17 protein-coding genes and 1 other RNA gene are annotated in these 23,879 nt (G+C 27.0%); 8 read left to right on the top strand and 10 right to left on the bottom strand.

Features of this window, described 5'->3' with window-relative positions; all coding sequences use genetic code 4:
- Window position 1 precedes the first annotated feature (1 nt).
- The 4 genes from rsmG to JS510_RS00925 all read right to left on the bottom strand — a co-directional run bounded on the left by rsmG (window position 2) and on the right by JS510_RS00925 (window position 6,116).
- Window positions 2–709 carry a 16S rRNA (guanine(527)-N(7))-methyltransferase RsmG gene (rsmG, locus tag JS510_RS00910; protein ID WP_205517499.1) on the bottom strand — a complete coding sequence of 236 codons (708 nt, stop codon included), beginning with the start codon at window positions 707–709 and terminating at the stop codon, window positions 2–4.
- Window positions 681–1,664 (bottom strand): ribose-phosphate pyrophosphokinase, encoded by a 984-nt coding sequence (locus JS510_RS00915; protein WP_205517500.1) that lies wholly within the window; start codon window positions 1,662–1,664, stop codon window positions 681–683. The genes rsmG and JS510_RS00915 overlap by 29 nt, the downstream gene beginning before the upstream one ends.
- A 154-nt stretch (window positions 1,665–1,818) precedes the next feature.
- Window positions 1,819–5,184, bottom strand: coding sequence for an AAA domain-containing protein (locus tag JS510_RS00920; RefSeq protein ID WP_205517501.1), 3,366 nt, complete (start codon window positions 5,182–5,184; stop codon window positions 1,819–1,821).
- A gap of 200 nt (window positions 5,185–5,384) precedes the next feature.
- The gene (locus tag JS510_RS00925; protein WP_205517502.1) at window positions 5,385–6,116 is read right to left on the bottom strand and encodes a phosphotransferase; all 732 of its coding nucleotides are present in this window, start codon (window positions 6,114–6,116) and stop codon (window positions 5,385–5,387) included.
- Between the two features lie 85 nt (window positions 6,117–6,201).
- Here JS510_RS00925 and lepA point away from each other — a divergent pair, with 85 nt between their 5' ends.
- Window positions 6,202–7,995 carry a translation elongation factor 4 gene (gene lepA / locus JS510_RS00930; protein WP_205517503.1) on the top strand — a complete coding sequence of 598 codons (1,794 nt, stop codon included), beginning with the start codon at window positions 6,202–6,204 and terminating at the stop codon, window positions 7,993–7,995.
- A gap of 119 nt (window positions 7,996–8,114) precedes the next feature.
- Here lepA and rpsT read toward each other — a convergent pair whose 3' ends face one another.
- Window positions 8,115–8,381: a 30S ribosomal protein S20 gene (rpsT, locus tag JS510_RS00935; RefSeq protein WP_205517504.1), complete on the bottom strand. Its 267-nt coding sequence runs from the start codon at window positions 8,379–8,381 to the stop codon at window positions 8,115–8,117.
- Between the two features lie 79 nt (window positions 8,382–8,460).
- Here rpsT and JS510_RS00940 point away from each other — a divergent pair, with 79 nt between their 5' ends.
- From JS510_RS00940 to JS510_RS00960, 5 genes are all read left to right on the top strand, one after another.
- Complete coding sequence (locus JS510_RS00940) at window positions 8,461–9,015, top strand: inorganic diphosphatase (RefSeq protein ID WP_205517505.1); 555 nt, start codon at window positions 8,461–8,463, stop codon at window positions 9,013–9,015.
- A 232-nt stretch (window positions 9,016–9,247) separates the two neighbouring features.
- Window positions 9,248–10,408 carry an endonuclease gene (locus tag JS510_RS00945; RefSeq protein WP_205517506.1) on the top strand — a complete coding sequence of 387 codons (1,161 nt, stop codon included), beginning with the start codon at window positions 9,248–9,250 and terminating at the stop codon, window positions 10,406–10,408.
- A gap of 161 nt (window positions 10,409–10,569) precedes the next feature.
- A complete protein-coding gene (locus tag JS510_RS00950) occupies window positions 10,570–11,598 on the top strand; it encodes an endonuclease (RefSeq protein WP_205517507.1) in 1,029 nt (342 codons plus the stop codon).
- Between the two features lie 145 nt (window positions 11,599–11,743).
- The gene (locus tag JS510_RS00955) at window positions 11,744–13,150 is read left to right on the top strand and encodes an endonuclease (protein ID WP_205517508.1); all 1,407 of its coding nucleotides are present in this window, start codon (window positions 11,744–11,746) and stop codon (window positions 13,148–13,150) included.
- A 259-nt stretch (window positions 13,151–13,409) separates the two neighbouring features.
- Window positions 13,410–15,365: a hypothetical protein gene (locus tag JS510_RS00960; RefSeq protein WP_205517509.1), complete on the top strand. Its 1,956-nt coding sequence runs from the start codon at window positions 13,410–13,412 to the stop codon at window positions 15,363–15,365.
- A 697-nt stretch (window positions 15,366–16,062) separates the two neighbouring features.
- On the opposite strand, the gene JS510_RS00965 is transcribed toward JS510_RS00960, so the two are convergent.
- From JS510_RS00965 to hisS, 3 genes are all read right to left on the bottom strand, one after another.
- Window positions 16,063–17,022, bottom strand: a complete 960-nt coding sequence (locus tag JS510_RS00965; protein WP_205517510.1) for a hypothetical protein — start codon at window positions 17,020–17,022, stop codon at window positions 16,063–16,065.
- A 142-nt stretch (window positions 17,023–17,164) separates the two neighbouring features.
- Window positions 17,165–18,883: an aspartate--tRNA ligase gene (gene aspS, locus JS510_RS00970; RefSeq protein WP_205517511.1), complete on the bottom strand. Its 1,719-nt coding sequence runs from the start codon at window positions 18,881–18,883 to the stop codon at window positions 17,165–17,167.
- 54 nt (window positions 18,884–18,937) lie between these two features.
- Window positions 18,938–20,236, bottom strand: a complete 1,299-nt coding sequence (hisS, locus tag JS510_RS00975) for a histidine--tRNA ligase (RefSeq protein WP_205517512.1) — start codon at window positions 20,234–20,236, stop codon at window positions 18,938–18,940.
- 130 nt (window positions 20,237–20,366) lie between these two features.
- Here hisS and JS510_RS00980 point away from each other — a divergent pair, with 130 nt between their 5' ends.
- Together JS510_RS00980 and thiI are read left to right on the top strand one after the other, a co-directional pair.
- Window positions 20,367–21,998 carry a hypothetical protein gene (locus JS510_RS00980; RefSeq protein ID WP_205517513.1) on the top strand — a complete coding sequence of 544 codons (1,632 nt, stop codon included), beginning with the start codon at window positions 20,367–20,369 and terminating at the stop codon, window positions 21,996–21,998.
- Window positions 21,998–23,131, top strand: a complete 1,134-nt coding sequence (gene thiI / locus JS510_RS00985) for a tRNA uracil 4-sulfurtransferase ThiI (RefSeq protein WP_205517514.1) — start codon at window positions 21,998–22,000, stop codon at window positions 23,129–23,131. The genes JS510_RS00980 and thiI overlap by 1 nt, the downstream gene beginning before the upstream one ends.
- On the opposite strand, the gene JS510_RS00990 is transcribed toward thiI, so the two are convergent.
- The gene (locus JS510_RS00990) at window positions 23,121–23,393 is read right to left on the bottom strand and encodes a hypothetical protein (RefSeq protein WP_205517515.1); all 273 of its coding nucleotides are present in this window, start codon (window positions 23,391–23,393) and stop codon (window positions 23,121–23,123) included. The two genes, thiI and JS510_RS00990, sit on opposite strands and share 11 nt — an antisense overlap.
- A gap of 84 nt (window positions 23,394–23,477) precedes the next feature.
- Window positions 23,478–23,877: a transfer-messenger RNA gene (ssrA, locus tag JS510_RS00995) on the bottom strand.
- Window positions 23,878–23,879: the final 2 nt, after the last annotated feature.

The following is a 23,879-nucleotide window of genomic DNA, read 5'->3' on the forward strand; positions in this document are numbered from 1 at the left end:
TTTAATAATTTTTTATTTTTGACCATTTCCAAGGTCAGCCTCTTGGTGTAGGTTTATTTTTATGAATTATAACTATTGATGATGATTCATTATTTATGTCATCAAAATATTCAAAAGATTTTAAATTTTCTTTTTCTAAAGTAAATTTCTCTTTAAATTTATCAATTTCAGTTTTATAATTTTTCCCTTTAGGTAATAAAAATATTCCGCCATTTTTAAGATGATGATTAGAAATTAAGTAAATCATAACAACAGAACCTAAGGCTCTCGCTGTTACTATGTCAAAATTATCTTTGTAATTTAGAACATTTTCTGATCTGTCATTAATAATTGTTATATTTAAGTTAAGTTCAGCTTTTACTTTTTCTAAAAATTGACATCTTTTTGTTATGCTTTCAATAATAACTAGTTCAAAAGAGTTATCTAGAGCAATCAACAGAGGCACCGTTGGAAAACCTGCGCCAGAGCCAATATCAAGTATTTTTTTTCCAGAAAAGTCTATAAAATAGTTATCTTGGGCTTTTGAGAAAAATAATAATGAGGCCATAATTCCTTGATTAAAAATTTCATCAATAGATTTAAAACCTGTTATGTTGCTCACCAAATTTTGTTCATGTATAAGTTCTGCATATCTTTTCAATTTAGGGAATTGATTTTTGAATTTATTAAGTAATGAATCTTTATTTTGTGTTGATTTGCTTAATTTCATTTGTGAATTTATCATATAATTTTGAAATAGATGTTCCCTTTATAGAACAATTAATAATATTACCTAAGAAATAATCTAAACTTACTACTTCTAATTTTTTGAAGTTTTTTGCCAAATCATAGTTATCAATTGAATCAGTAATAATAACTTTTTCAATTGCTGGATTTTGTTCAAACATTTCAAAACCTTTTGAAAAAATTCCATGAGAAGCAGCAATAACAATTTTTTTAGCACCATTAGCTTTTAAGGTTTCTGCCGCTTTTATTATTGTTCCGCCTGTATCAATAATATCATCAATAATAACTGCGTTTTGATCTTTAACTTCACCAATTAGTCCCATGACTTCAGTTTTGTTTGTGCCAACTCTACGTTTATCAATAATGCTAATTTTAATATCGTTTGATAATAATTCTGCTAATGCTCTAGCTCTAACAGTGCCACCATGATCTGGTGAAACAACAATAAATTCTTCATGGCTTTCTTTTATAGCTTTAGCTAATGTAAATTGAGCTCGGATATCGTCAATTGGTATATCAAAGAAACCTTGAATAGCTGCATTATGTAAATCAACAGCTATTATTTTTGATGCTCCAGCTGTTTGAAGAAAATCAGCAACTAATTTTGCTCCAATTGGTTGACGACCACTAGCTTTTCTATCTTGTCTAGCATAACCATAATAGGTTAAAGCCACATTAATTGATTTTGCACTTGCCCTTTTCAATGAATCAATAAATAAATAAAGTTCCATTAAGTTATTATTTACTGGTCTTGAAGTGCTGGCAATAATATAAACATCTTTGCCCCTAACTGCTTCATCACTAACTGGCATGATTTCTCCATCAGCAAATTTAGTAACTGTTAAATTTGTTAATGGCAAATCTATAATTTTTGATATTTTTTGTGCTAATCTTTGGCAATTTGGCATGCCAAACAATAATGCATTGTTATTTTTCATAAAGCTCCTTAAAACATTTTCTTATTCATTTATATTATAGTACTTTTGCAATTTTATATTTTCTCCAAATTCTTATTTTAAAGGTATTTTTAACTATTCTTTAATTAAAAGTACATATGCCAAATTAAAGCATATGTACATTATTTTTTATTATTTATTCAATGTCCAAAATAATTGTGATTTCATTATTTTTATCTATTTTAACTAAAGCTCTCGATTCATCAATTTTTATATCTTCTCTCTGAGAATCTGCTTGAGTATCTATTGTTTGTGAGTTATAAATATCATTTGCAATAAAGGGTAAAATGCTTGCATCAGTTTTGTAGTCGTTGGAAATTATAATTTCTTCAGTTTTGTCCATTATTTCAAGCTGGGTTGTAGGAATATCAAGTGTTTGAGATAATAAATCACTATTGTTAATTTCTTTATAAGTATCAACTAGATCTAAAATTTCTTGCTTTTTAGCCTCTCATGTTATTCTATCAAGACAGTACAACACATATTTCTTACTACGAACAAATTTACATAAATCTTTAAGTTCAATATATTTTTCTGGATTATTTTTATATAAATAGTCATCAACAATTATGCATAAAACAGGAGAATTATTGCGCATTAGCACATAGTCAATATTTATAGTTCCAATAGATTGGTTTTCTTTTAAATAAAGGTGTGGCTTATTAACAATATGAGTTTTAATTGCATTTTCAATTTCTTCTCTTAAGTCTGTTTTATTGATGTTTTCGTTAATTTTTTCTTCTTTATCAATGCTTAAAAATTCTTGTTTTTCTTTATTGCTTAGCTCTAAAAATTGTAATCATTTTTTGAAAATAATTGCATCCTCATTACCTGATAAAATTGTTAAATCATCAGCTTTTAAGCTTTTAATAACAATCATTTTGTCTTTAGCTCTTGAAATAGCAACATTAAGTGCATTCATACCGCCTGGACGGCCAACATAAGTTGAATGAATAGCAACATTGTAATCATAAGCTACTGATACAATAACTAAATCAGCTTCGTCACCTTGAATATTTTCTATATTTCTGAGTAATAGATTTCCATTTTCTATTGCTTTTTCTAACTCTGGTTCACTTTTAAAAATCAATTTAGTTATATAATCTTGTTGCTTTGCGTTAAAACAAAGAAGAATAATTTTGTTATATTTCTTTAGATTTTTATTACATAAATCTATAGCAAATTTAGCCTCAGTTGCATTTTGGCTATTTTCTCAAATTCCATTAACTTCATAAACCTCAATAGGATTAAAATTAGGTTCTGTATTTGCTGAGTCAATAACATCAAGTGTGCTATTGTAATAATACTTACTGCTAAAAGTCATTAATGATGCATAGTTTGAACGATAATTTTTGTCTAATAAAACATTATAAACACCTAAGCTTTTAGCAAAATCTAATAATGAATCTACCTTACCATAAATTGATTCTTCATCAGTTACTCTAACTCCAAATCAATTACTTGGCTTCATTTGTTGATCATCGCCGGCAAGAATTTTAATTTTTGAAAGATATAATACTGGCAAGCCTTTTTCAAGAAAAATCTGACTAGATTCATCAAGTATAGAATAGTCAAATTCAGCTTTTTTTCAGGCAGATAAGTCAGCTTCAGGTGTAACAATTATTATCGGAAAAATCTTTTTTATTATATCTGCAAAACGCTTCATGAATTTGTATGGTTCCAAAGTAGCTAATCTTACTGACGCAGCGAATTCTGTATATTCAGCTTTTTCTTCAACATCAAATTGATTAATTTTGTTTATTATATTTTTAGTAATGAACTTTTTAAGTTCGATTTCATCGCTTATTTCACTATCACTTTTTGGTAATATTGAGATCAAATCATGTATGTATTGATAATCATTGTCTGTTAAATTGTTTAACGTAGGTAAAATTTTATTAAGGTCACCTTGGTAATGTTTAAAATCTTTAAACAATTCAAATGCAATTTTTTTAATTTTTCAATTAAGTGGTTTATGGATTTTAAAACGCATGTTATTAATTTTTAACATGTATTTTTTTAATTCTGCTGAATGTTCAAAATTGAATGTTTTTGGATATTTAATATTTCTCGGTAATGAAATAAGTTTTTTTCAAAATTCTAGTGTAAAACTTTCTCATGTTGAACTTATTTGAGCTATTACTTTTGAAGCTGTTTTAAAGCGATCGTCGGCACAAAATGTATCAATTTTATTAATAAAATTTAGTTCACTACCGCTTATAACTCTTAATGGTTTAAGTTTTTCTTGTTCATCGAAATTTTCAAGGTATGATAAATATTCTTTAATTGGTAAATAAAATGATTTTTTATTCATATTTTTAGAATTAAGCATGAATAAACAAAACATTTTTAACATGCCCATCCTATTTCTAATTACTTCTAATGCTGCCTTTTTCTGACTGCAAACAAGAGAATTTTTTCCATAAACAAGCAGATTAGTTAAAATGTTAACAATTGTTTGGCTTTTACCTGTTCCGGGAGGCCCTCAAATTATTGTATTTTGATTTAGTGAACTAGCAATTGCTTTATCTTGTGAAAAATTAGTAGGGGTTATTTTAAATATACTAGTTTTTGGATTGAATAATGTTTCTTTTATCCTGTTTTTATAGATATTTTTGTTAAATTCCACTTCAATTATTTTGTTTAATTCATTGTTGTTGATGATTTCAAGCATTCTATTTCTAACATAACCGCCAGATGGTTGAAATAACCCCAATACTGCCCCGCCAGAAAATTCTAATGATTCATTTTTTATTTCTTCTGCATCTTTATTTAAGAATGGAGAATTTAAATTAATATCTAGTTGATAGATTTGTCCTCACACATCATGTGCATGTTTAACTAGTTGTTTAATTGTTCAATCGCCATAATTTTCATCTATTTCTAGATCAAAACCAGCATTATTTAGTAAAAAAAGTAATTTTTCATTGGGTTTAATGTCACCATTTGAAATTAAATATGGACTAGCATTTCTTATTTCAATATAAACTTCTTTAAAAAATAAAGGAGCATAAATAGCTTTATCTCCAATATTGACGTGAACAAATAAAAAACCTAAGTGCATTGGTCAAATGTTGGTTTCAGTATTGATTTCATTTGCTTTATTTAAGAACAACTTTCATTTTAGAGATTGCCGTTGAAAATTTGCCTTAATTTCACTTATTATTTTTTCTTTTGTTTCTGCAAAATTTTTCTTCAATTGACTATCTCTATTGGTAGTTATTTCAAAATTATTTTCAGCTAATAATTTAACTAATTCATCATATTCATAAATGTTTTCGAGTTTTGAACATAAGTTAATTAAGTTAAGTTCAAGAATCGGTATATCAAAATTTTTATTTGAATATATTGTGTTAAAAGCTTCTTTTCCAAATAATGAGTAAAAATCAAAACTATATTTATTATTTACTCTAGTAAAAGCAGCATAATCAGTAGGACTTACATCAAGAAGATTGTTTAAAATTGTTTGGTATTGCTTATTTTTGTTACTCTTGATATCCATAATTAGCCCCCTTTATAAATTAGAATTTAGTATTAAATATTATAAATAGTTTTTTATATCCAAAATTAAAATTGTCATCTTCTTTGAATTTAAATAAAATTAAGTTAATAAAAATAATGACATGAAATATGTCATATTATGAAATTTTTATTTTAAATAAACTTTAAATTGCAAAAAATACTATTTTATAGGCTTATAAGTTACTGATATTTTTTAAGTTGTTCGCCATATTTATATATTCTATTTTCATATTCTTTTGTTGAAAAATGTATTTTTTCTTGACAATGAACCCATAATACAATTAGATAGTTAACTAAAATTTTGTGTCTCAAGAGATGTAGCTCATTGTGTCATCCGTAAGAATCTAGGAATAATTTTTCTTGATCTTTGTTTAAGTCAGCGCTTTCAATAAAATATGCTAAATCAAAATGAATATCACCCATTGATGCATACTCTCAATCGCAAAAGAAAATTTTGTCATTGTTATCAACAATTATGTTTCTTACTCATAAATCGTTATGTAAAGGAATTGATTTATCCATTTTACTTAGGGTAGTATTAACATTACGATAGAAATCATTAAGAACAGGAATATTAATGTTTTTTTGACTTAGTATTTTGCGATATTCTTTTACTCTTGCAGCATGATTTGAAGCCGGAAAATGTAGTTTAGAATCATGAGTTTTTTTTATCAATTTAGCTATTTTACAAATGTTTTCATCATTTAAGATAGGTTCTGAACCATTGATAAATTCTCATTTGCACATTTCTTTTTCATTAGATAATAATTTAGGAACGAAATCTAATTTTTCTAAAATTTGATAATCAATTTTATGATTAAATTTTTTGTAAATTTTTTCTTGTACAAATATATTGCCTTCTCTATATGAAATATTAGTCATGCCAGTATTGATTATTTCTTTATTGTTCATTTGCTACCTTCTATATAATAAACGTGCTAATTATAATATTTTTTGGTAATATTTAATAGTTAAATAATTAGGTAAAAATATGAGCATGGATAAAAATAAAATTAGAAATTTTTCAATAATAGCCCACATAGACCATGGAAAAAGTACTCTAGCTGATAGAATACTTGAATTGACTAACACTGTTAGTAAACATGATATGGATAATCAGATTCTTGATGAAATGGAACTTGAAAGAGAACGTGGCATTACTATAAAACTAAATGCAGTTCAAATTAAGTACAAAGACTATGTTTTTCATCTAATTGACACGCCAGGGCATGTTGACTTTACATATGAGGTTTCTAGATCACTAGCTGCAACAGAAGGGGCATTATTACTTGTTGATGCCACTCAAGGCATCGAAGCTCAAACACTTGCTAATGTTTATCTTGCCTTAGAAAATAATCTTAGCATTATTCCAATTATCAACAAAGTTGATTTGCCATCTGCTAATATCGAAAGAACAAAAGAAGAAATTGAAAATGTAATAGGACTCCCTTGTGATGATGCTATTTGCATTAGTGCTAAAACAGGACTTAATTGTGAACAAGTTTTAGATGCTATTGTTAAGTATGTTCCTGCTCCCGTTAATGCCGATAATAACAAACCGCTTAAAGCTTTAATTTTTGACTCTTATTTTGATGAATATCGTGGCGTTATAATGCTTATCAGAATTTTTGAAGGCGTACTTAAAGTTGGTGATGATTTTAAATTTATGTCCAACAATGCTGAATATCATGTTATTGAACTAGGAACTAGAAGTCCTAAAGAAACAAAGAAGGATTATCTTGAAGCTGGTGAAGTTGGTTATGCAGCTGCTACAATTAGGGATGCTAAAGAAGTTCATGTTGGTGATACTATCACACTAGTTAATAATCCTGCATCTGAGGCACTGCCAGGTTATAAGAAGAAAAAACCAGTTTTATTTACTGGATTTTATCCTGTAGATACTCGTGATTATGCTGAGCTTAAAAAGAGTTTAGATAAAATCTCTTTAAGTGATAGTTCTCTTTCATGAGAACAAGAAACATCTAAAGCGCTTGGTTTTGGATTTCGTGTAGGTTTTCTTGGAATGCTTCATATGGAAATTATTCAAGAAAGACTAAATAGAGAATACAAAGTTGGGATCATAGCTACTAGCCCTAGTGTTGAGTACAAAATTGTAAAAACAAATGGCGAAATTGAAATGGTATCAAATCCATCTTTAATGCCTGATAGAACATACATTGATCACATTGAAGAACCATATATAGAAGCCACTATTATTTTACCTAATGAATACATTGGTAACATAATGGACTTATGCCAAAATAAAAGAGGAATTTATCAAAGCCTTGATTATATTGATGAAACCAGAAGCAAACTTGTTTATCAAATGCCATTAGGTGAAATTGTGTTTGATTTCTTCGATAGAATGAAGAGTTTAAGCAAGGGTTATGCTTCATTTGAATATGACTTAATTGGCTATAGAACAAGCGATTTGGTAAAAGTTGATATACTTTTAAATGGTGATAAAATTGATGCATTTTCAATAATTACTCACCGTGATTCTGCTTATGAAAAATCAAGAGATTTAACTAAAAGATTAAAAGAAGCCATTCCTAGACAAAACTTTGAAGTTCCCGTTCAAGCTACAATAGGTGGTAAAATTATAGCTCGTGAAACTATTAAAGCTTATAGAAAAGATGTTACTTCACGCCTTCATGCTTCTGATTTAAGTAGATATAAAAAATTATTAGATAAACAAAAAGCTGGTAAGAAAAAAATGAAAATGTTAGGTACTGTTGAAGTCCCACAGGAAGCATTTTTAAATATTTTGAAAACCAATATTGAAAAGTAATATTATAAATTGGATTAGTTAAAAGCTAATCTATTTTTAATTTATGAATAAAAAAACCTTTAGGATTATTCCTAAAGGTAATTATTTTTTGTCAAAAATGACAATGATAAATAGAGGTATTATTTAGAAGCTTGTTCATTAACAAACTTGTCTAAACGTGAAGATTTTCTTGCACCCTTATTTGGGTGGAATGTACCTTTTTGAACTGCTGTAGCAATAATTGAGTGAGCTTCAGCAACTAATTTAGACGCTTCAGCACTTTTAGCTAAAACAGCTTCACGAGCAACTCTAATAGCTTTTTTAACACGTGTTTTCATAGCGTTGTTTCTTAGTCTAAATTCTTCTTGTTTAGCAATACTTTTAATTTTTGACTTAATGTTTGCCATAGTATACCTCCCTTTTTATTAATATAAAAATCGTTTTTAATTATACATAAAAATTAATAATATTTAGTATTATTTTTATATGTCAAAAGTATTAGAAATTAAAATAGAAATTCCTAAGAATTCAAACATTAAGTATGAATATGATCGTGCAGATGGTCAAATTCATGTTGATAGAATTCTTAGAGGAGATTTTAGATATCCATGTAATTATGGTTTCATTCCAAATGCATTGGATTGAGATGGTGATGAACTAGATGTTCTTCTTTACAGTTCTGAAACATTTATGCCAGGATGTATTGTTAATGCAAGAATTATTGGTGCAATGAAAATGATTGATTCAGGCGAAACAGACACAAAATTAATAGCTGTTCATGATGATGACTATCGTCTTGATGCAATTAATGAATTGAAAGATTTACCAGAACCATTTTTAATTGATATTCAAACATTTTTCAATAATTATAAAAATTGAAAAAAACCAGGTATTACAAAAGTTATGGGTCTTGAAGATGCAGCATGAGCTCTTGAAGAAGTTAAAGAATGTCAAGATTTAATGGATAAATATGGCAAAGTGCCTAAAAAAGAATTTGTTGCTAAAATGATGAAAGAACATCCAGAAAAATACACCGTTTAATTTATTTTTTAACATAAAGCATTTTTGCAAAACTATTTATAAAATTAATTTAAATTTTAAATAGCACCAAAAGTGCTTTTTTATAATATTTTTTGTTAAAAAAAACAATCCTTTTTTTAAACTTGTACTTATTTTTGAATACTGTTAAATACCAATATGATATCTTTTCCATCTAGTTAATTTTTATGTCTTATATTGTGTACACTTAAAATAGTGCAAATTTGGAGAAATAATGAAAAAGATAAATATTTTAACAACAATTAGTTTACTTAGTACAACCAGTCTTATAGTTTTATCATCACAATGCAAAGCTAGTGATACTAAGGAAAAACAACAAAAAGTGGATGATGAAACAAATAGTGTTTCAAATTCAGAAGATGAAATCACTCTTAAACCTAGTGTTGAAGAAAAACTATCAGATAATGATAAGTCACAAAGTAATGTACAAGATACAACAAACAAAGAAATTACAAATGATAAAATTAAGCTACCTAAAGGTGCATATTATTCAACCCAAGGCGAAGATAACAAATACTATCAAGCTCTTGATGGTTTAAACGGAATCGAGCTATACAAAAAACTTCATGATATTCAAAATAAAAAAGCTGAAAATGTCAATAATTATGATTATTTATATCGTTCAATATATAAGGATGCTTTTAAAGATCAATACTATGAAAAAGATAATTCTGTTTTAGATATTTATTCAGAAAATCCAAGTGGTAGTGATCCATATAATTTCAATTTTAATAATTATCATGGCAGAAATGGTAAACCTATTAGAGGAAAAACAGAAGGTCAAGAAGGGTATCGTTTTAACAGAGAACATATTATCCCAAAATCTTATTTTGAAGGTTATGAACCTATGCACAATGATGCACATCATGTGTGACCTACAGATCAAATAGTGAATGAAAAGAGAGGGAATTCGCCACATTTCATAGTTGATAATCCTAACATTACAAGCTTAAATGGAACTAAAATAATTAGTGAAAAAAGAAGAAATAAAAAGAATAGAGAATATGATTTTGCAATATATACAGAGCCTATTGATGAATTCAAAGGTGATATAGCTAGAGTATATTTCTATTTTGCAATCACATATGTTGGAGAAAATAATTGATTAAAAGGGCCTGGCAAAGAAGTTTTTAGTTGAAATTCAGGCAAAATTTTAAAGAATAATTATTTTGATGTTTATAAACAATGATCTGATAAAGATAAAATTGATGCTTTTGATATTGTTAGAAATAATGAAATAGCAAAACATCAAGTAGTAAGAAATCCTTTTAGTGATTATCCTGAATTAATAGATTTAATACTTAATCCTCAAGGAAGAGTATTTAAAAATAAAGGTGTATTAAAAATAGATCTTGATAAATATTTTAAGCAATAAATTAATATGATTTCAATAAGCTTCTTGTTTTAAAATAAATGATTCGCACAATGGTTTAACTTGTAAAAATATAGTTTTAGTATTTTATGATATCTTTTCCATGTAATTAATTTTACGTCTTATATTGTGTACACTTAAAATAGTGCAAATTTGGAGAAATAATGAAAAAGATAAATATTTTAACAACAATTAGTTTACTTAGTACAACCAGTCTTATAGTTTTATCATCACAATGCAAAGCTAGTTATACTAAGGAAAAACAACAAAAAGTGGACGATGAAACAAATAATGATAAGTCACAAAGTAATGTGCAAAACACAAAAAATGAAGAAATAATCACAAGCACTGAAATCAAGCTACCTAAAGGTGCATATTATTCAACCCAAGGTGAAGATAATAAATACTATCAAGCTCTTGAAGGCTTAAGTGGAATTGAGTTGTATAACAAATTACATCAAATACAAAGAGCAAACAGCGAAAACATACCTGATTATAATAGTTTGATGAACACATACAAAGATGCTTTTAAAGATCTATACTATGAAAAAGATAATTCTGTTCTAGATATTTATTCAGAAAATCCAAGTGGTAAAGATCCATATACATATAGAAGTTTTTCAAGATTTGGAAGCAGTGCAAGAAATGAAGGACAAGGATTTAATAGGGAACATATTGTAGTTCAGTCTTGATTCAGTAAATCCAGCCCAATGCGTAATGATGCTCATCATGTTTGACCAACAGATATAAAAGTTAATAATCTTCGTGATAGATTAATACATTCTAATGTTCCAAAACCATCTAAAACTTCTCAAAATGGTACAAAAATTGATTCTAATCATGCTGAAGTTATTGATGAGTTTAAAGGTGATGTAGCACGTGCTTACTTCTATTTTGCAGCAACATATATAGGAACTAAAAATTGACTCAAAAAAGAAGGGGCACAAGCTTTTGATTTTAGTAAAGGTGCTTTAAAAAATCAATATTTCAAAGTATTTAAACAATGATCTGATGAAGATAAAATTGATGCTTTTGATATTGTTAGAAATAATGAAATAGCAAAACATCAAGTAGTAAGAAATCCTTTTAGTGATTATCCAGAATTAATTGATTTAATACTTGATCCACAAGGAAAAGTATTTAAAAATAGAGGCGTATTAAAAATAAATCTTGATAAATATTTTGAAAAATAACGAATAATTAATGCCATTTTGGCATTTTTTATTTTTAACCTAAAAAAAGCTAAATTATTCATATGATATCTTTTCATATTTTCATTAATGTTTTTGTATAGTTTTACAATTAGAATTAGCATAATAAAAAAGAAAGAAGTTTAAAATGAAGAAATTCTTAAAAACCTTTTGTTTGGCATCTGCTAGTTTTTTAGGTCTAAATAGCTTAATATTATTGTCATCAAAATGTAATGATAAGACAGAAAAATTGCCAGTTACACCAACAGATAATGAAAAGGCAAATCCTAAGAATTCAGAAAATAAAAAAACCACTGATAATGGAGGATTGAAACCAATTTCACCTAATCATTCATCAAGTGTTGAAAAAAATCCTCATGATACAAGGCATGATAATAAACTTGATAAAATTCCAGGCGAAATAGAAGAATTAGAAAAAGAGTCTCAATTTCCTAATGAAAAAAATAACAGCGAAGATCATATAGAAAATCAAAAATTTAATAATGATCATAAAAGCAAGAAAAAAAATAGAAGAAAAAATAGACGTAGAAGAAATAAGAATTCTGGATCTCATTCTAATGATAAACAACACAACAATAACAACCAAAAAAATAAAAAAAGACGTAATAGTAGAAACAAAAAACATAATTCAAATTCTGGTGGAAATTCTGTTTCAAGCATTGAAGATGAAAAAGTTCCAAATATTGTAACCAAAACAGACTTAACTTTACCAGAAGGTGCATATTATTCAAACCAAGGCGAGGATAATAAATATTATCAATCTCTTAATGGTTTGAATGGAATAGCTTTATTTAATAAGCTATTTGAAAATCAACAAAAATATACAAATGGTATAAAAGGTTATGACTATTTGTTTCAAATATACAGTGATGCTTTTAAAGATTTATATTATGAAAAAGATAATTCTGTTTTAGATATTTATTCAGAAAATCCTAAAGGAGAAGATCCATATAACTACAAATTTGACAGAAGAAATGGATCTAGCGGAAAAGGTGAAGGCCGTGGATTTAATAGAGAACATCTTATAGCTCAGTCTTGATTTTCTAAAGCTAATCCAATGAAAAGTGATGCTCATCATGTTTGGCCAACAGATATTCAAGTAAATGGAGATAGGTCAAATTATCCACATTTTATTGTTAGCAATCCTAAAAAAGTTTCTAAGAATGGAACAAAAATTGGTAATTCTAGTGCTGAACCAATTAATGAATTCAAGGGAGATGTTGCCAGAGCTTATTTTTACTTTGCCGCAACATATGTCGGACAAAGTAAGCGAATGAGTTCAAATGGAGAAGCTGTTTTTGATTGAAAATCTGGCAAAGTTTTAAGAAATAAATACTTTGATCTTTATAAACAATGATCAGATAACGACAAGATTGATGCTTTTGATATTATTAGAAATAATGAAATAGCAAAACATCAAGTAGTAAGAAATCCTTTCAGTGATTATCCTGAATTAATAGAATTAATTATTCAACCAGAAAGCGGGAAAGTATTTCATAACAAAGGTGTATTGAGAATAAAAATTGATAAATAATTGATGAAAAAACAAATGTCAATTATGGGCATTTGTTTTTTGTGTTTAATTATTATTATAATGAAACTATAAATAGATTAATGTTTATTAAATTACTGTGTAATTATACAATATATGGCAGTTTTTTTAAGCAAAATATACTAGAACGTTCCATATGAAGACACATTAAATGGAATTGTTATCATTTAGATAAGTCATTAAAATTAATATATATGATTAGTAAACATAATTGTTAAATTAATATGTAATGAGGTCCATTATGAAAACATATAAGAAAATGTCTCTTTTAGTACTTGGTGTTATTAGTGCAACATCTTTGCCTATTTCATTAGCATCATGTAAAAAAGACAATAGTAAACAAATTGAAATTGATAAAAATTTATTAAGTATAAAAATTGATATTCCTGATAAAGAAAAAATGGAAGCATTGGAAATTACTTTTACTAATATTAGTGAAAAAGCAGATGTTAATAATTTGCCAAAAAATCACAAAATTCGTTATACACTTGTTAATTACCCTAAAGATGGCAATTTAGAAGTAACATTTCGTCTAGAAAAAGATGAACTTAAGTCTAAAGAACGTACCATAACTATCACAGGATTTAAATCAGCTATTATTCAACCAGAATCAACAAAACCAGGAAATGAAGGTTCAAAAACTCCTGAGGGGGGGGAACCAGAACATACACCTAATCCATCACAACCAGCACAACCAGGAGAAACAGCAAGACCACAAGATGGACAAAGTGGATCAAATTCATCAGAAACAGAAACTATTACTGAAGAAGAAATCATAAAAAACATTAAAGTTCACTATAAGTTAACTGATACTGATAAAGAAAAAGAAGAAAAGAAGAAAGTTCTTGCTCAAGACGTTAAGCTTGAAGATATGAAATTTGAAGGTGAAACTGAACAATATAAAGCTAAAATTTCAAAAATGACTGCAACTAAAAAAGGTGGAACTGTTAAAATCGAATATGAAATTCTTAAAGACGGTGTATCTGTAAAAACAAAATCGTTCTATATGAATGGCTTTAAAAAGAAAAAACTAGATAAAGATTTAGTTATTTATCCAGTTCAAGAAGCACCACAAAATGATGCTACTGAACCAAGCAATAAATTACCAGAAGCCGGCCAAGGTGATTCAAATTCTAATGCAAATAATGCAGAACAAAAGAAAGAATATAGAGAACCATCATTGTTGCAACCTTCTAGGGACAAAAAATTATTTGTTATAGATGATAATGCAAATAAGCAAAAAATTAGTGAATTATTGGCTAGCAAGGATTCTATTTCTATCATCAGCGGAGAAATAAAAAGTGGTACCAAAAATGGCACTTTAATTGAAGGGCTTACTTTTGTTCAAAGTGTTGACAAAAGCAAAGTTCATACTCATGGAAACAATACACAAAATATAGGTAATAAAGAGTTCACAAAAAACAAAAAAGGTGTTAAGGTTGAGAAAATTGCTGAAAATCAATTTAAATTTATATGAAACTTATATCTTTCTAATGGTAAATTTGATGATGAACAATTTGAACAAATAATTGATTTATCAGAACCTGGATCAACGTCTAATTCAAAAGTAGAACCTGGTGAATCGTCTAATACTACAGATGTAGTTACTCCAACTCAACCTGCGCCTGGGAAACAAGATAGTGAAATATCACCTACACCTCAGCCTGCTCCAGGAACAAGCTCTGAAACATCTCCAGCTGTTACGCCTAAACCAGAAGAAGGGAGCCAAAAACCTCCAACTTCTGGTGGAGATAATATGCCATCTGATGAACCTATGAAACCTGCACCAGAAACTGAAGTAAAAAAATATAAAGTTCAAGAATTATATGAATTATCAAAAGCTCAAAAACTTTTAACTTTAGACCAAAAGGCAGATAAAGAAAGCATTAAAAGTATTTTAGATAAAATAATAGCAAAAACACAAGCACCTGGTTCAGTTATTGTTCTGAAAGGAATTTTACAAACTAAAGCAAGAAAAGGGGAGAAAATTAATGGCTTGACAGCTCATGAAAAAGTTTCTTCTAATAGTAATGAAACTGTTGGCTGAACATGATATAGCAAAAAAGGTGCTCCACTTAGTAACAAAGGTATATTAGTTGAAAAAATTAAAGAAAATCAATATAAATTTTCATGAGTTTTAATTCTTGAAAATGGAGAAAAAGACACAGAGGTTTTCACTCAAACAATTGATTTTTAACAAAGCAACACAGAATCTAACGCATAATCTGGATCTCGAAACTACTCTGCAATTACATAAGGAGAATTACAACCTGAAAAGTCAAATGATCGATCCAATAACTTAAATTCTAATTCTCTTCGCCAGAAAATTCAGAAACAAACACAGATGATTTAATTCTGTCTTAAAGTTAAGTATTGAAAATACAAAACAAATTGAGATTATTTAAATAGTGTTATAGTAAGGCTGTTTTTACTTAGTTTAGAATCTAAGCAAAATTGATTTAAGTAAGGTAACGGGGAAAAATTAAGGTATTTTTTTGATTAAACAAAATATAAACCCAAAGCAAGTGAATTTCCTCCGTATATAACAAAACTTCCATATGGTGTAGAAGTTACACATAAAATAATAAATTTTGAAATTTATAAAGTAAAAAATGAATTAAGAGTTTTATATAAAATACATGGAAAATCAGAATATACTGAAGTGTTTAGCAAGAAATTCACTGAATTGATGTTAGAGATGAAAATTCATCTTCATAAGACTATGAACATAGTCAACTAGTTCTAACAGAATAAAGTTAATAAGATTAAATTCACTCTTTAACTTTTGATAAACATTTACAAAAAAAGTTAACATAGTTAAGTGTTAACTTTTTTTATGTTTGTGTGGTTGTTTTTTATATTCTAACTAGCATTTAATAATATTTTATTGTTTATTATCCTAAATTAATTGTTTGAGTAAACACTTTTTTATCAAATACTGTTTTCCCTTTCTCATCTTGTCCATCAAGTGCTAGAACTCATTTAAATGTGTAGTTTATGTTGTCTTCTGTTTCAACTTTAATTCCTTGTTGTCTATTTTTGAAATTATTAAAACCTATGTTTACTTTATTTTTCCCACCATGAGTATTTGTTTTAGAAAAGGCAGTTTTTAAACCAGAAATTTTGTCTTTACTCTTTGTGCCAATTGCTAATTGACCATCATTTATGTATATAGATCCTTGTTTACTTTTAATGCGATCATCAAGCTGTTGCTTTATTTTATTTTTATCTGCACCAGATTCAAGAATAATTAGATTTTGATTTTGTGAATATTCAAATAATTCAGGAGCTTTATATTTTTTTTCGTTTGTTTCAGATGACTCTGTTGATTTAGGAGGTTCTGGTGTATTTTCTGTTGAAGTTATAACATTAGATGGTTTGTCATTTGGAATTTTGGCAGGCCCTTCAATTTTTTCCTCTGCTTTATTTGGGTTGCTTTCGGATTTTGGATCATCTGTCGGTTTATCTTTTGTTGGTTCACTATCATTTGTATCTTTTTTGGGAGTAACATTTGACCCTGTTGCACTATTAGTTGATTCTGAATTAGACGATTCAGGATAATTTGCAGAACTATCAGACTTTGGGTTTAATGGAGCATCTTTTGATGTAGTTGTTGATTTAGATTGTTCTTGATCAGAGGTGTCTTGTTTTTTGGTATCAATATCATTAATTCCATCTTTTGTATTACTGTTTGTATTATTTGATGGAGAATTTGTTATTTCATTAGAATTATCTTTCATATTTTCTTTTAGCTCAGCAGGAGCATTTTTCTTATTATCACATGATAAAGAAATTAATGGTGCAACGATAGTTGTTGGAGTTACTAACAAGAATAATTTATTGATTTTTTTCATATTGTCCTTTTATAAATATATATTTTGATTTTTATATTGATTTAATAACTTTAAAGCAAGAAATGTGTAATTTATATTATATAAGTAACTACATTTTTTATTAGTATCTTAGCTTAGCGAGTTAAGCTGTTATTTTAAATATTTAATTATTATTTTTTGACAACTCAAGACCTAATTCATCATACTGTGAAATAGAAATTTCACTAGGTGCATTTGTTAGCATATCCTGGCCTTTTGAATTTTTTGGAAATGGTATTACATCTCTAATTGACAATTGGTTAGTAAGTATCATAACTAATCTATCAAGACCAAGTGCCATTCCACAATGTGGTGGAACACCATAGTCAAGGGCATTTAAAAATCAGCCAAATTTTTTCTCTTGTTCCTCTTTAGAAAGTCCAATAATATTAAACATTTTTTCTTGCATTTTTTTGTCATGAATTCTGGCACTACCACCACCAATTTCAAATCCATTAAGCACAAGATCATAAGCTTCAGCTTTCATTTCTCTTATGTCAATTTTGTCTAATTCATCTATTTTATGAGCAAATCTTGTGAATGGATGGTGAGCAGCATCTCATTTTTGTTCTTCTTTATTAAATTCAAACATTGGTCAACTAGTTATTCATGCAAATGCATACTTTTCATCTGAATTATCAGAATATTTAAATTTATTATTTAATTCAACTCTAACAGCCCCAAGTGCTTGAGATGCATTTTCATATTCATTAGCAACAATAAAATATGTTCCACTCTTATTATTGTTTTCTAGAATTATTTTCGCACACTCTTTTGATGCTTTATTAGCAAAATTAGTATTTGTAATTTGACCATTTTCATATACAAAATAAAAAAGAATATTAGCTTTATTTTTAAGAGCTATTTCTTCAAACTCTTTAAAATCTTTTTTAGTAATTAAAGATTCAACAAAAAGTATTCTTTTACTTTTTGCATTAGCAATAATTGAAAATTCAGACTCATTTCAAATGTGATTAATATCAATTATTTTATAACCGAATCTCAAGTCAGGTTTATCGCTTCCATAGTCTCTAATGACATCATTGTATTCAAGACGTTTAAAAGGAGTTTTAATATTAACACCTTTTAACTCCATTATTTTTGTAACTAATTTTTCAATAATTTGTTGGAAATCTTCTACTTCAAGGAATGAAGTTTCAATATCTACCTGAGCAAATTCTGGTTGTCTATCTTTTCTACTATCTTCATCTCTAAAACATCTTGCAATTTGATAATATCTTTCAAAACCAGACAACATTAATAATTGTTTATACAATTGTGGACTTTGTGGCAATGCTCAAAATTGTCCCTTATTTCTTGTGGCAACTAAAAAGTCTCTAGCTCCTTCAGGGGTACTTTTGCCCAACATAGGAGTTTCAATGTCTATGAAATTATTTTCAAACATAAAATTCCTAATTTCATGCATTACTCTGCTTTTAAATTCTATGCTTTTTTGCATAATTGGCCTTCTAAGGTCTAAATAGCGATACTTAAGTCTAATATCTTCTTTTGTATCTATATCATCTCTAATTGAAAAAGGTAATTCGTTAAGAGCCATTGATAGTATTTCATAGTCGTCAACTTTTATCTCAATTTCACCTGTAGGAATTTCTTTATTTGGATTTACTCTTTTAACAACAAAACCATTAATTTTTATCACACTTTCTTTTGTTATATGAATATCCTCATTAAAAACACATTGAACTATACCAGAACGGTCACGCAAATCAATAAAAGTAAGAGGACCAAATCTTCTTTTGTTAGCAACTCAACCATAAAGAGTTACTTTTTCATTTATGTTTTTTATATTTAATGAATTGTTTTGAATATATTTACTTATCATTTTATACACTTTCTTTTTTTGCAGAATACACTTTTTTATAGATGTATTGGAAAATTATTTTTTTAAAAATTTTGTAATAATTTCATCTTTATTATCCATTAGAAGAGAGAATTTATAAATTCATTTTTCATTTGTTAAAAGGTTTTTGATTATAAAGCAATTATCACCTTCTTTTTCATCATCACAGACTAAAAAAGTAGAATTATATTTTTTTGCTTTTTCAAAAAGTTTTTTAGATTTAAATGGTGTTGGAATAAATTCTATATTTGGAATATAGTTTCTTAGTAAAATACATAATGAAAATAGTTTATCTAAATTATTTATGTTGCTTGCTCCAATAAGAACATCAATTTTATTATTTATATCTTTAAATAAATGATTTTTATCATCTAGCATTAAATCTATTAATCTATCAACTCCCATGCCTCATCCTGAAGCATATAAGTCAGGTCCATTTAAATCTTTTACTAAATTAGAGTATCTTCCGCCTCCTATAACAGTTGATTGACTACCAGCATTTTGGCTTAATGAAACAAATTCATAAACTACTTCATCATAGTAATCTAGTCCTCTAACTAAAGAGCTATCTTTTTGATATTTTATTGCGTTTTTATCTAAAATATAAAGCAATTTGTCAAAATATTCTTTACTTTTTTCAGATAAGAAACTATCAATTTTAGGTGCATTTTTAACAAAATCTTTCTGTGAATCAATTTTGTCATCAAGTATTCTTAAAACATTATTATTTAGACGTTCTTGGCTAGTCTCAGTCAATTCATTTTTGTAATCTTGCAAATATTTTTTTAGATTATCTTGATATAAAATTCGAGAATTTAAATCACCTATTGAATTTATTTTTAAAACAAAATCAATGTTTAGTGATTTTAGAATATTTCATGCCATAATAATTAGTTCTGCATCTTGATAAGGATTAAGATCTTGATCTTTAGGCATAATAGTTTCTACACCAGCTTGATAAAATTGTCTTAATCTACCTTTTTGTGGTTGTTCATATCTGAACATCGGGCCAAAATATGCAAATTTTGTTGACTTAATTTCATCATTAGGCACATATCATTTGTTTTCTATTAGTGCCCTTATAAAACCAGCAGTCCCTTCAGGTCTCAAAGCAATATCTCTTTTTCCCTTATCTTTAAATTCATACATTTCTTTTTTAACGATATCACTTTCAGAAACACTTCTACGATATAGTTCAACAGGTTCCATAATTGGAGTTTCAATAATATTGAAACAAAAGTTCTTGATTTGCTTATAAAATTGTTTTTTTATAACTTCTTTGCAATTTGCTAATGATGGTGAATAGTCTTTTGTTCCTTTTATCTTACTTACCATGAATATTCCTTCTTTTAATAATAATTTCATTAATATTTTACAAAATAATAGAAATTAACTTATATTTATATTTTGAATATTATATGGTTGAAGTTATTGTAAAAATTTTTATATATAATTAAAATTAATTATGAGTAATTTATCACCTGAATCAAGAACAGCACTTATTGTTTTAATTGTCATTTTGTGCTTAGTTATATTTTTTGTAATATTTTTCCTATTTGTCTATTTTAAAAACAAAAAAATAAAAAATATATCAAGAAAAATTAATAAAATGAATGAAAATATTGGCTTTGCAATGAACAATATTTCAACAACAATATCACGATTTAGAGCAGTTTCTAAAACGCGTCATGATTACAAAAGCAATCTCGAAGAGTTAATAAAAATAGATAACAAAATAAAAAAGATATACAATGTTATTTCACCGCTTTATAATGACTTAAATTTACTTATTCATAAATTTAAACTTTTTAGAACCATAGATTTGTACAAAAAATATTTATATCATTATGAGTTGTATAAAAAGGAAATAGAAAAATTTAATCTTATTTCAAATAATTTAAATAAACATTGAAACATTATTGATAAACTTAGTGCAGATTCTACAAGAGTTTTGATAGCACTTGAAGCTTACATTAATAAGAAAAAAAATGATATACCAATTAGCTATAATAGCTTGTTTAATGATTTAAATATTTTAAAACAACAAACATTTAAATTTGAAGAAAAGAAATTGGTAAATGATTTAGCAGACGTTTCATCTGAAATAAACCAACATGAAAAAAGAATCAATCTTTTTGCTAGAAAAGTTGACCATATAGTTCGAATTGAAAATGCTACTTTTAAAATGTTGCCAACTCTTCTTCAAAATTTATTAGAGGAATCAAGAGATAAAGAAAAAGCTCAGAAAATGCTTGATAAGTTAAAGAAAATACAGCAAGAATATCTTCATACTACTTATCAAAAATTATTGGATGAAGTTAAACATCTTTATAAGGATTATTTATATATGGATAATTTTAATAAAGCGGTTAATGAATTTAATGACTATTTAAAAAATCAGTTTGATAATTTTGAATATCACTTTAATATAATTAATAAACAAATTGATTTAACATTTATGATTTTTGATGATAATCATTTTACTAATAATTCTATAAAACAGAACTTCTTGAATAATTATAATGCATTTAAATCTTTAATTAATGATTTTAATACATTTAAAAATAAAATTAAAAATAATGACGAAATAAGCTTTTTTGAATTTCAAATTTTTTTAGAGCATTATAGAAATATAATTATGTTCTTTAATGATTTAATTTACAAATTGAATTTTAATGATACTTGCAAAAATTACAATCAGTTTTACATTGAAGCATTACAATCATGAACGTATAAAATATTGAATTTAAGGGGATATTTTGAAAAATCATCATTAAATGATAGTCGCTTTAAGGAAATTTTAGTATTGAAAAATGAGATTAGTTCTCAATATGAAGAATCAAAACAAATTGATATAAAATCAGAAAATTATGTTAAATGAAACAATTTAATATTAGAGCTTTATGAAGAATTTTACAAGCAGTATAGCTATAAAAAAATGGTTGAAATTTTAATGCTTAAAATTGCTCCAAAAAGATCGATTAATAATAGTGAATTTAACGAAATTATGTTGTATATTAACAGGAATATTATTTCTGGAAAATATAAAGAAGCTTTTGAAATGCTTGTAGCATATATTAAGGGGAAAAAGTATTAATGTATAGCAAAATTTTAATTAGATATGGTGAATTGACTCTTAAAGGTAAAAATAGAGAACAATTTACAAAACAATTAGCTCGTAATGTTAAAAATATAACGGGTGAAATTCCAATTGTCGAATTTGATAGAATGTATTTAAGTTATTCAGAAGAAAATATAAAAAGCTTAAATTATGTTTTTGGTATCACTAGTTTTAGCCCTGTTATAGAATGTGAAAATGACATTGATAAAATTTCTCAATTAGCCTATGAAATAGTTGATAAATGCGCAAAAACATTTAAAGTTTCAGCACGAAGAAATAACAAAGGCTTTAAATATAAGAGTTCTGAAATAAATAACAATGTTGGATCATTTATTTTAAAAAATATTCCAAGTATAACAGTTGATGTTCACAATCCAGAAGTTAATGTTAATATTGAAGTTAGAAAGAATTCAACTTATATTTTTACTCAAAATTATAAAGCTCTTGGTGGTTTACCAGTTGGCGTCAGTGGCGAAGTACTACATCTAATGTCAGGGGGACTAGATAGTCCAATTGCAGCTTTTCAATTAATGAAAAGAGGCTTAAAGGTGAAATTTTTATCGTTTGTTTCTCCACCACAAACAGATGAAAAAACTATTGAAAAAATGCATAAAATAATACAGATTCTAAGTAAATATCAAGGAAAGACAGAATTTTACCTTGCCAATTATTCAGAATTAATGAACTACATTTCTTTTACATCTGATGAATCATATAGAATAAATTTAATGCGTAGAAGTTTTTATAGAATAGCTTCTGAAGTTGCTAAGAAAATTAACATTTTAGCACTTTCGAATGGTGAAAATTTAGGTCAAGTTGCTAGTCAAACGCTTGAAAGTTTAAGTACAATTGCAAATGCAACCAATTTGTTAATTTTTAGACCATTGCTAACTAATGACAAGATTGAAACAATAGAAATTGCTAAGAAAATTGGAACATATGATTTATGCATAGAAAAAACAAAAGAAACTTGTGAACTTTTTGCTCCACAATGGCCAGTTACAAAACCTAGGTTAGAGAAATCAATAGAACTTGAAAAAGAACTAAATAAGCTCCCAGAATTAGAAAAGGAGCTTATTGAAAATAGAATTAAAAAAATTATTGTTTAATAATTAGCGCAAGAAAAACAGCAATACCAACGATTATTAAAATGAACAGTATCAAAAAAATGAATGTAGCAATAGCCATTCTTTTTTTATTTTCTTTATATTTATTTCTAATATCAGCATCTAGATTTTCAATAGCATCATTCAACAGCTCTTTTCTGTCATTTATGTTTATTGAATTTAAATCTAAATCAGAAAGTATTTTAACCTTTTCAATATCTCTAAAGGATGTTGAAACTGTTTCTTCTTGTTTTTTGTCATTCATATTTTCAATTTTACTTTTTTATTTATTCAAAAAAAGCAAATAAGTTAGAAACTTACTTGCCTTTTATTTTGCTTTAAAAGCATATGGTGGAGATGTCGGGAGTTGAACCCGAGTCCACACATCAAGAATACACAATAACTTTTTATAGTTTAGTTTATTTTTAAATTAAGTGATAAAAACAATAAAACAAACAAAAAATATTTATATCACTAGGTCAGAAATTTCATTCTGCTTTTAGACCTATAAAACAGAACTATTCCATAAAACCAACTTAGTTAAATTGGAAACTTTAACGAAGCCACTTGCAGCTTTTAACTAAGCGAATGCAAGATTTCTATTAGCATTTGCAATTGCGAATGCTGGAAGTTCTACATGAACTTCTTCTGACTTTTCTTCGTTTGCACGTATTAAGCCTAGGTGCCTTAAGGTTTGCAGACCACTAATTATTATGTCACCCAATGCATGTCGAAGCCATTACACCCCCAT

Source organism: Mycoplasma tauri, from assembly GCF_016925555.1.
GTDB lineage: Bacteria > Bacillota_I > Bacilli_A > Mycoplasmatales > Metamycoplasmataceae > Mycoplasmopsis > Mycoplasmopsis tauri.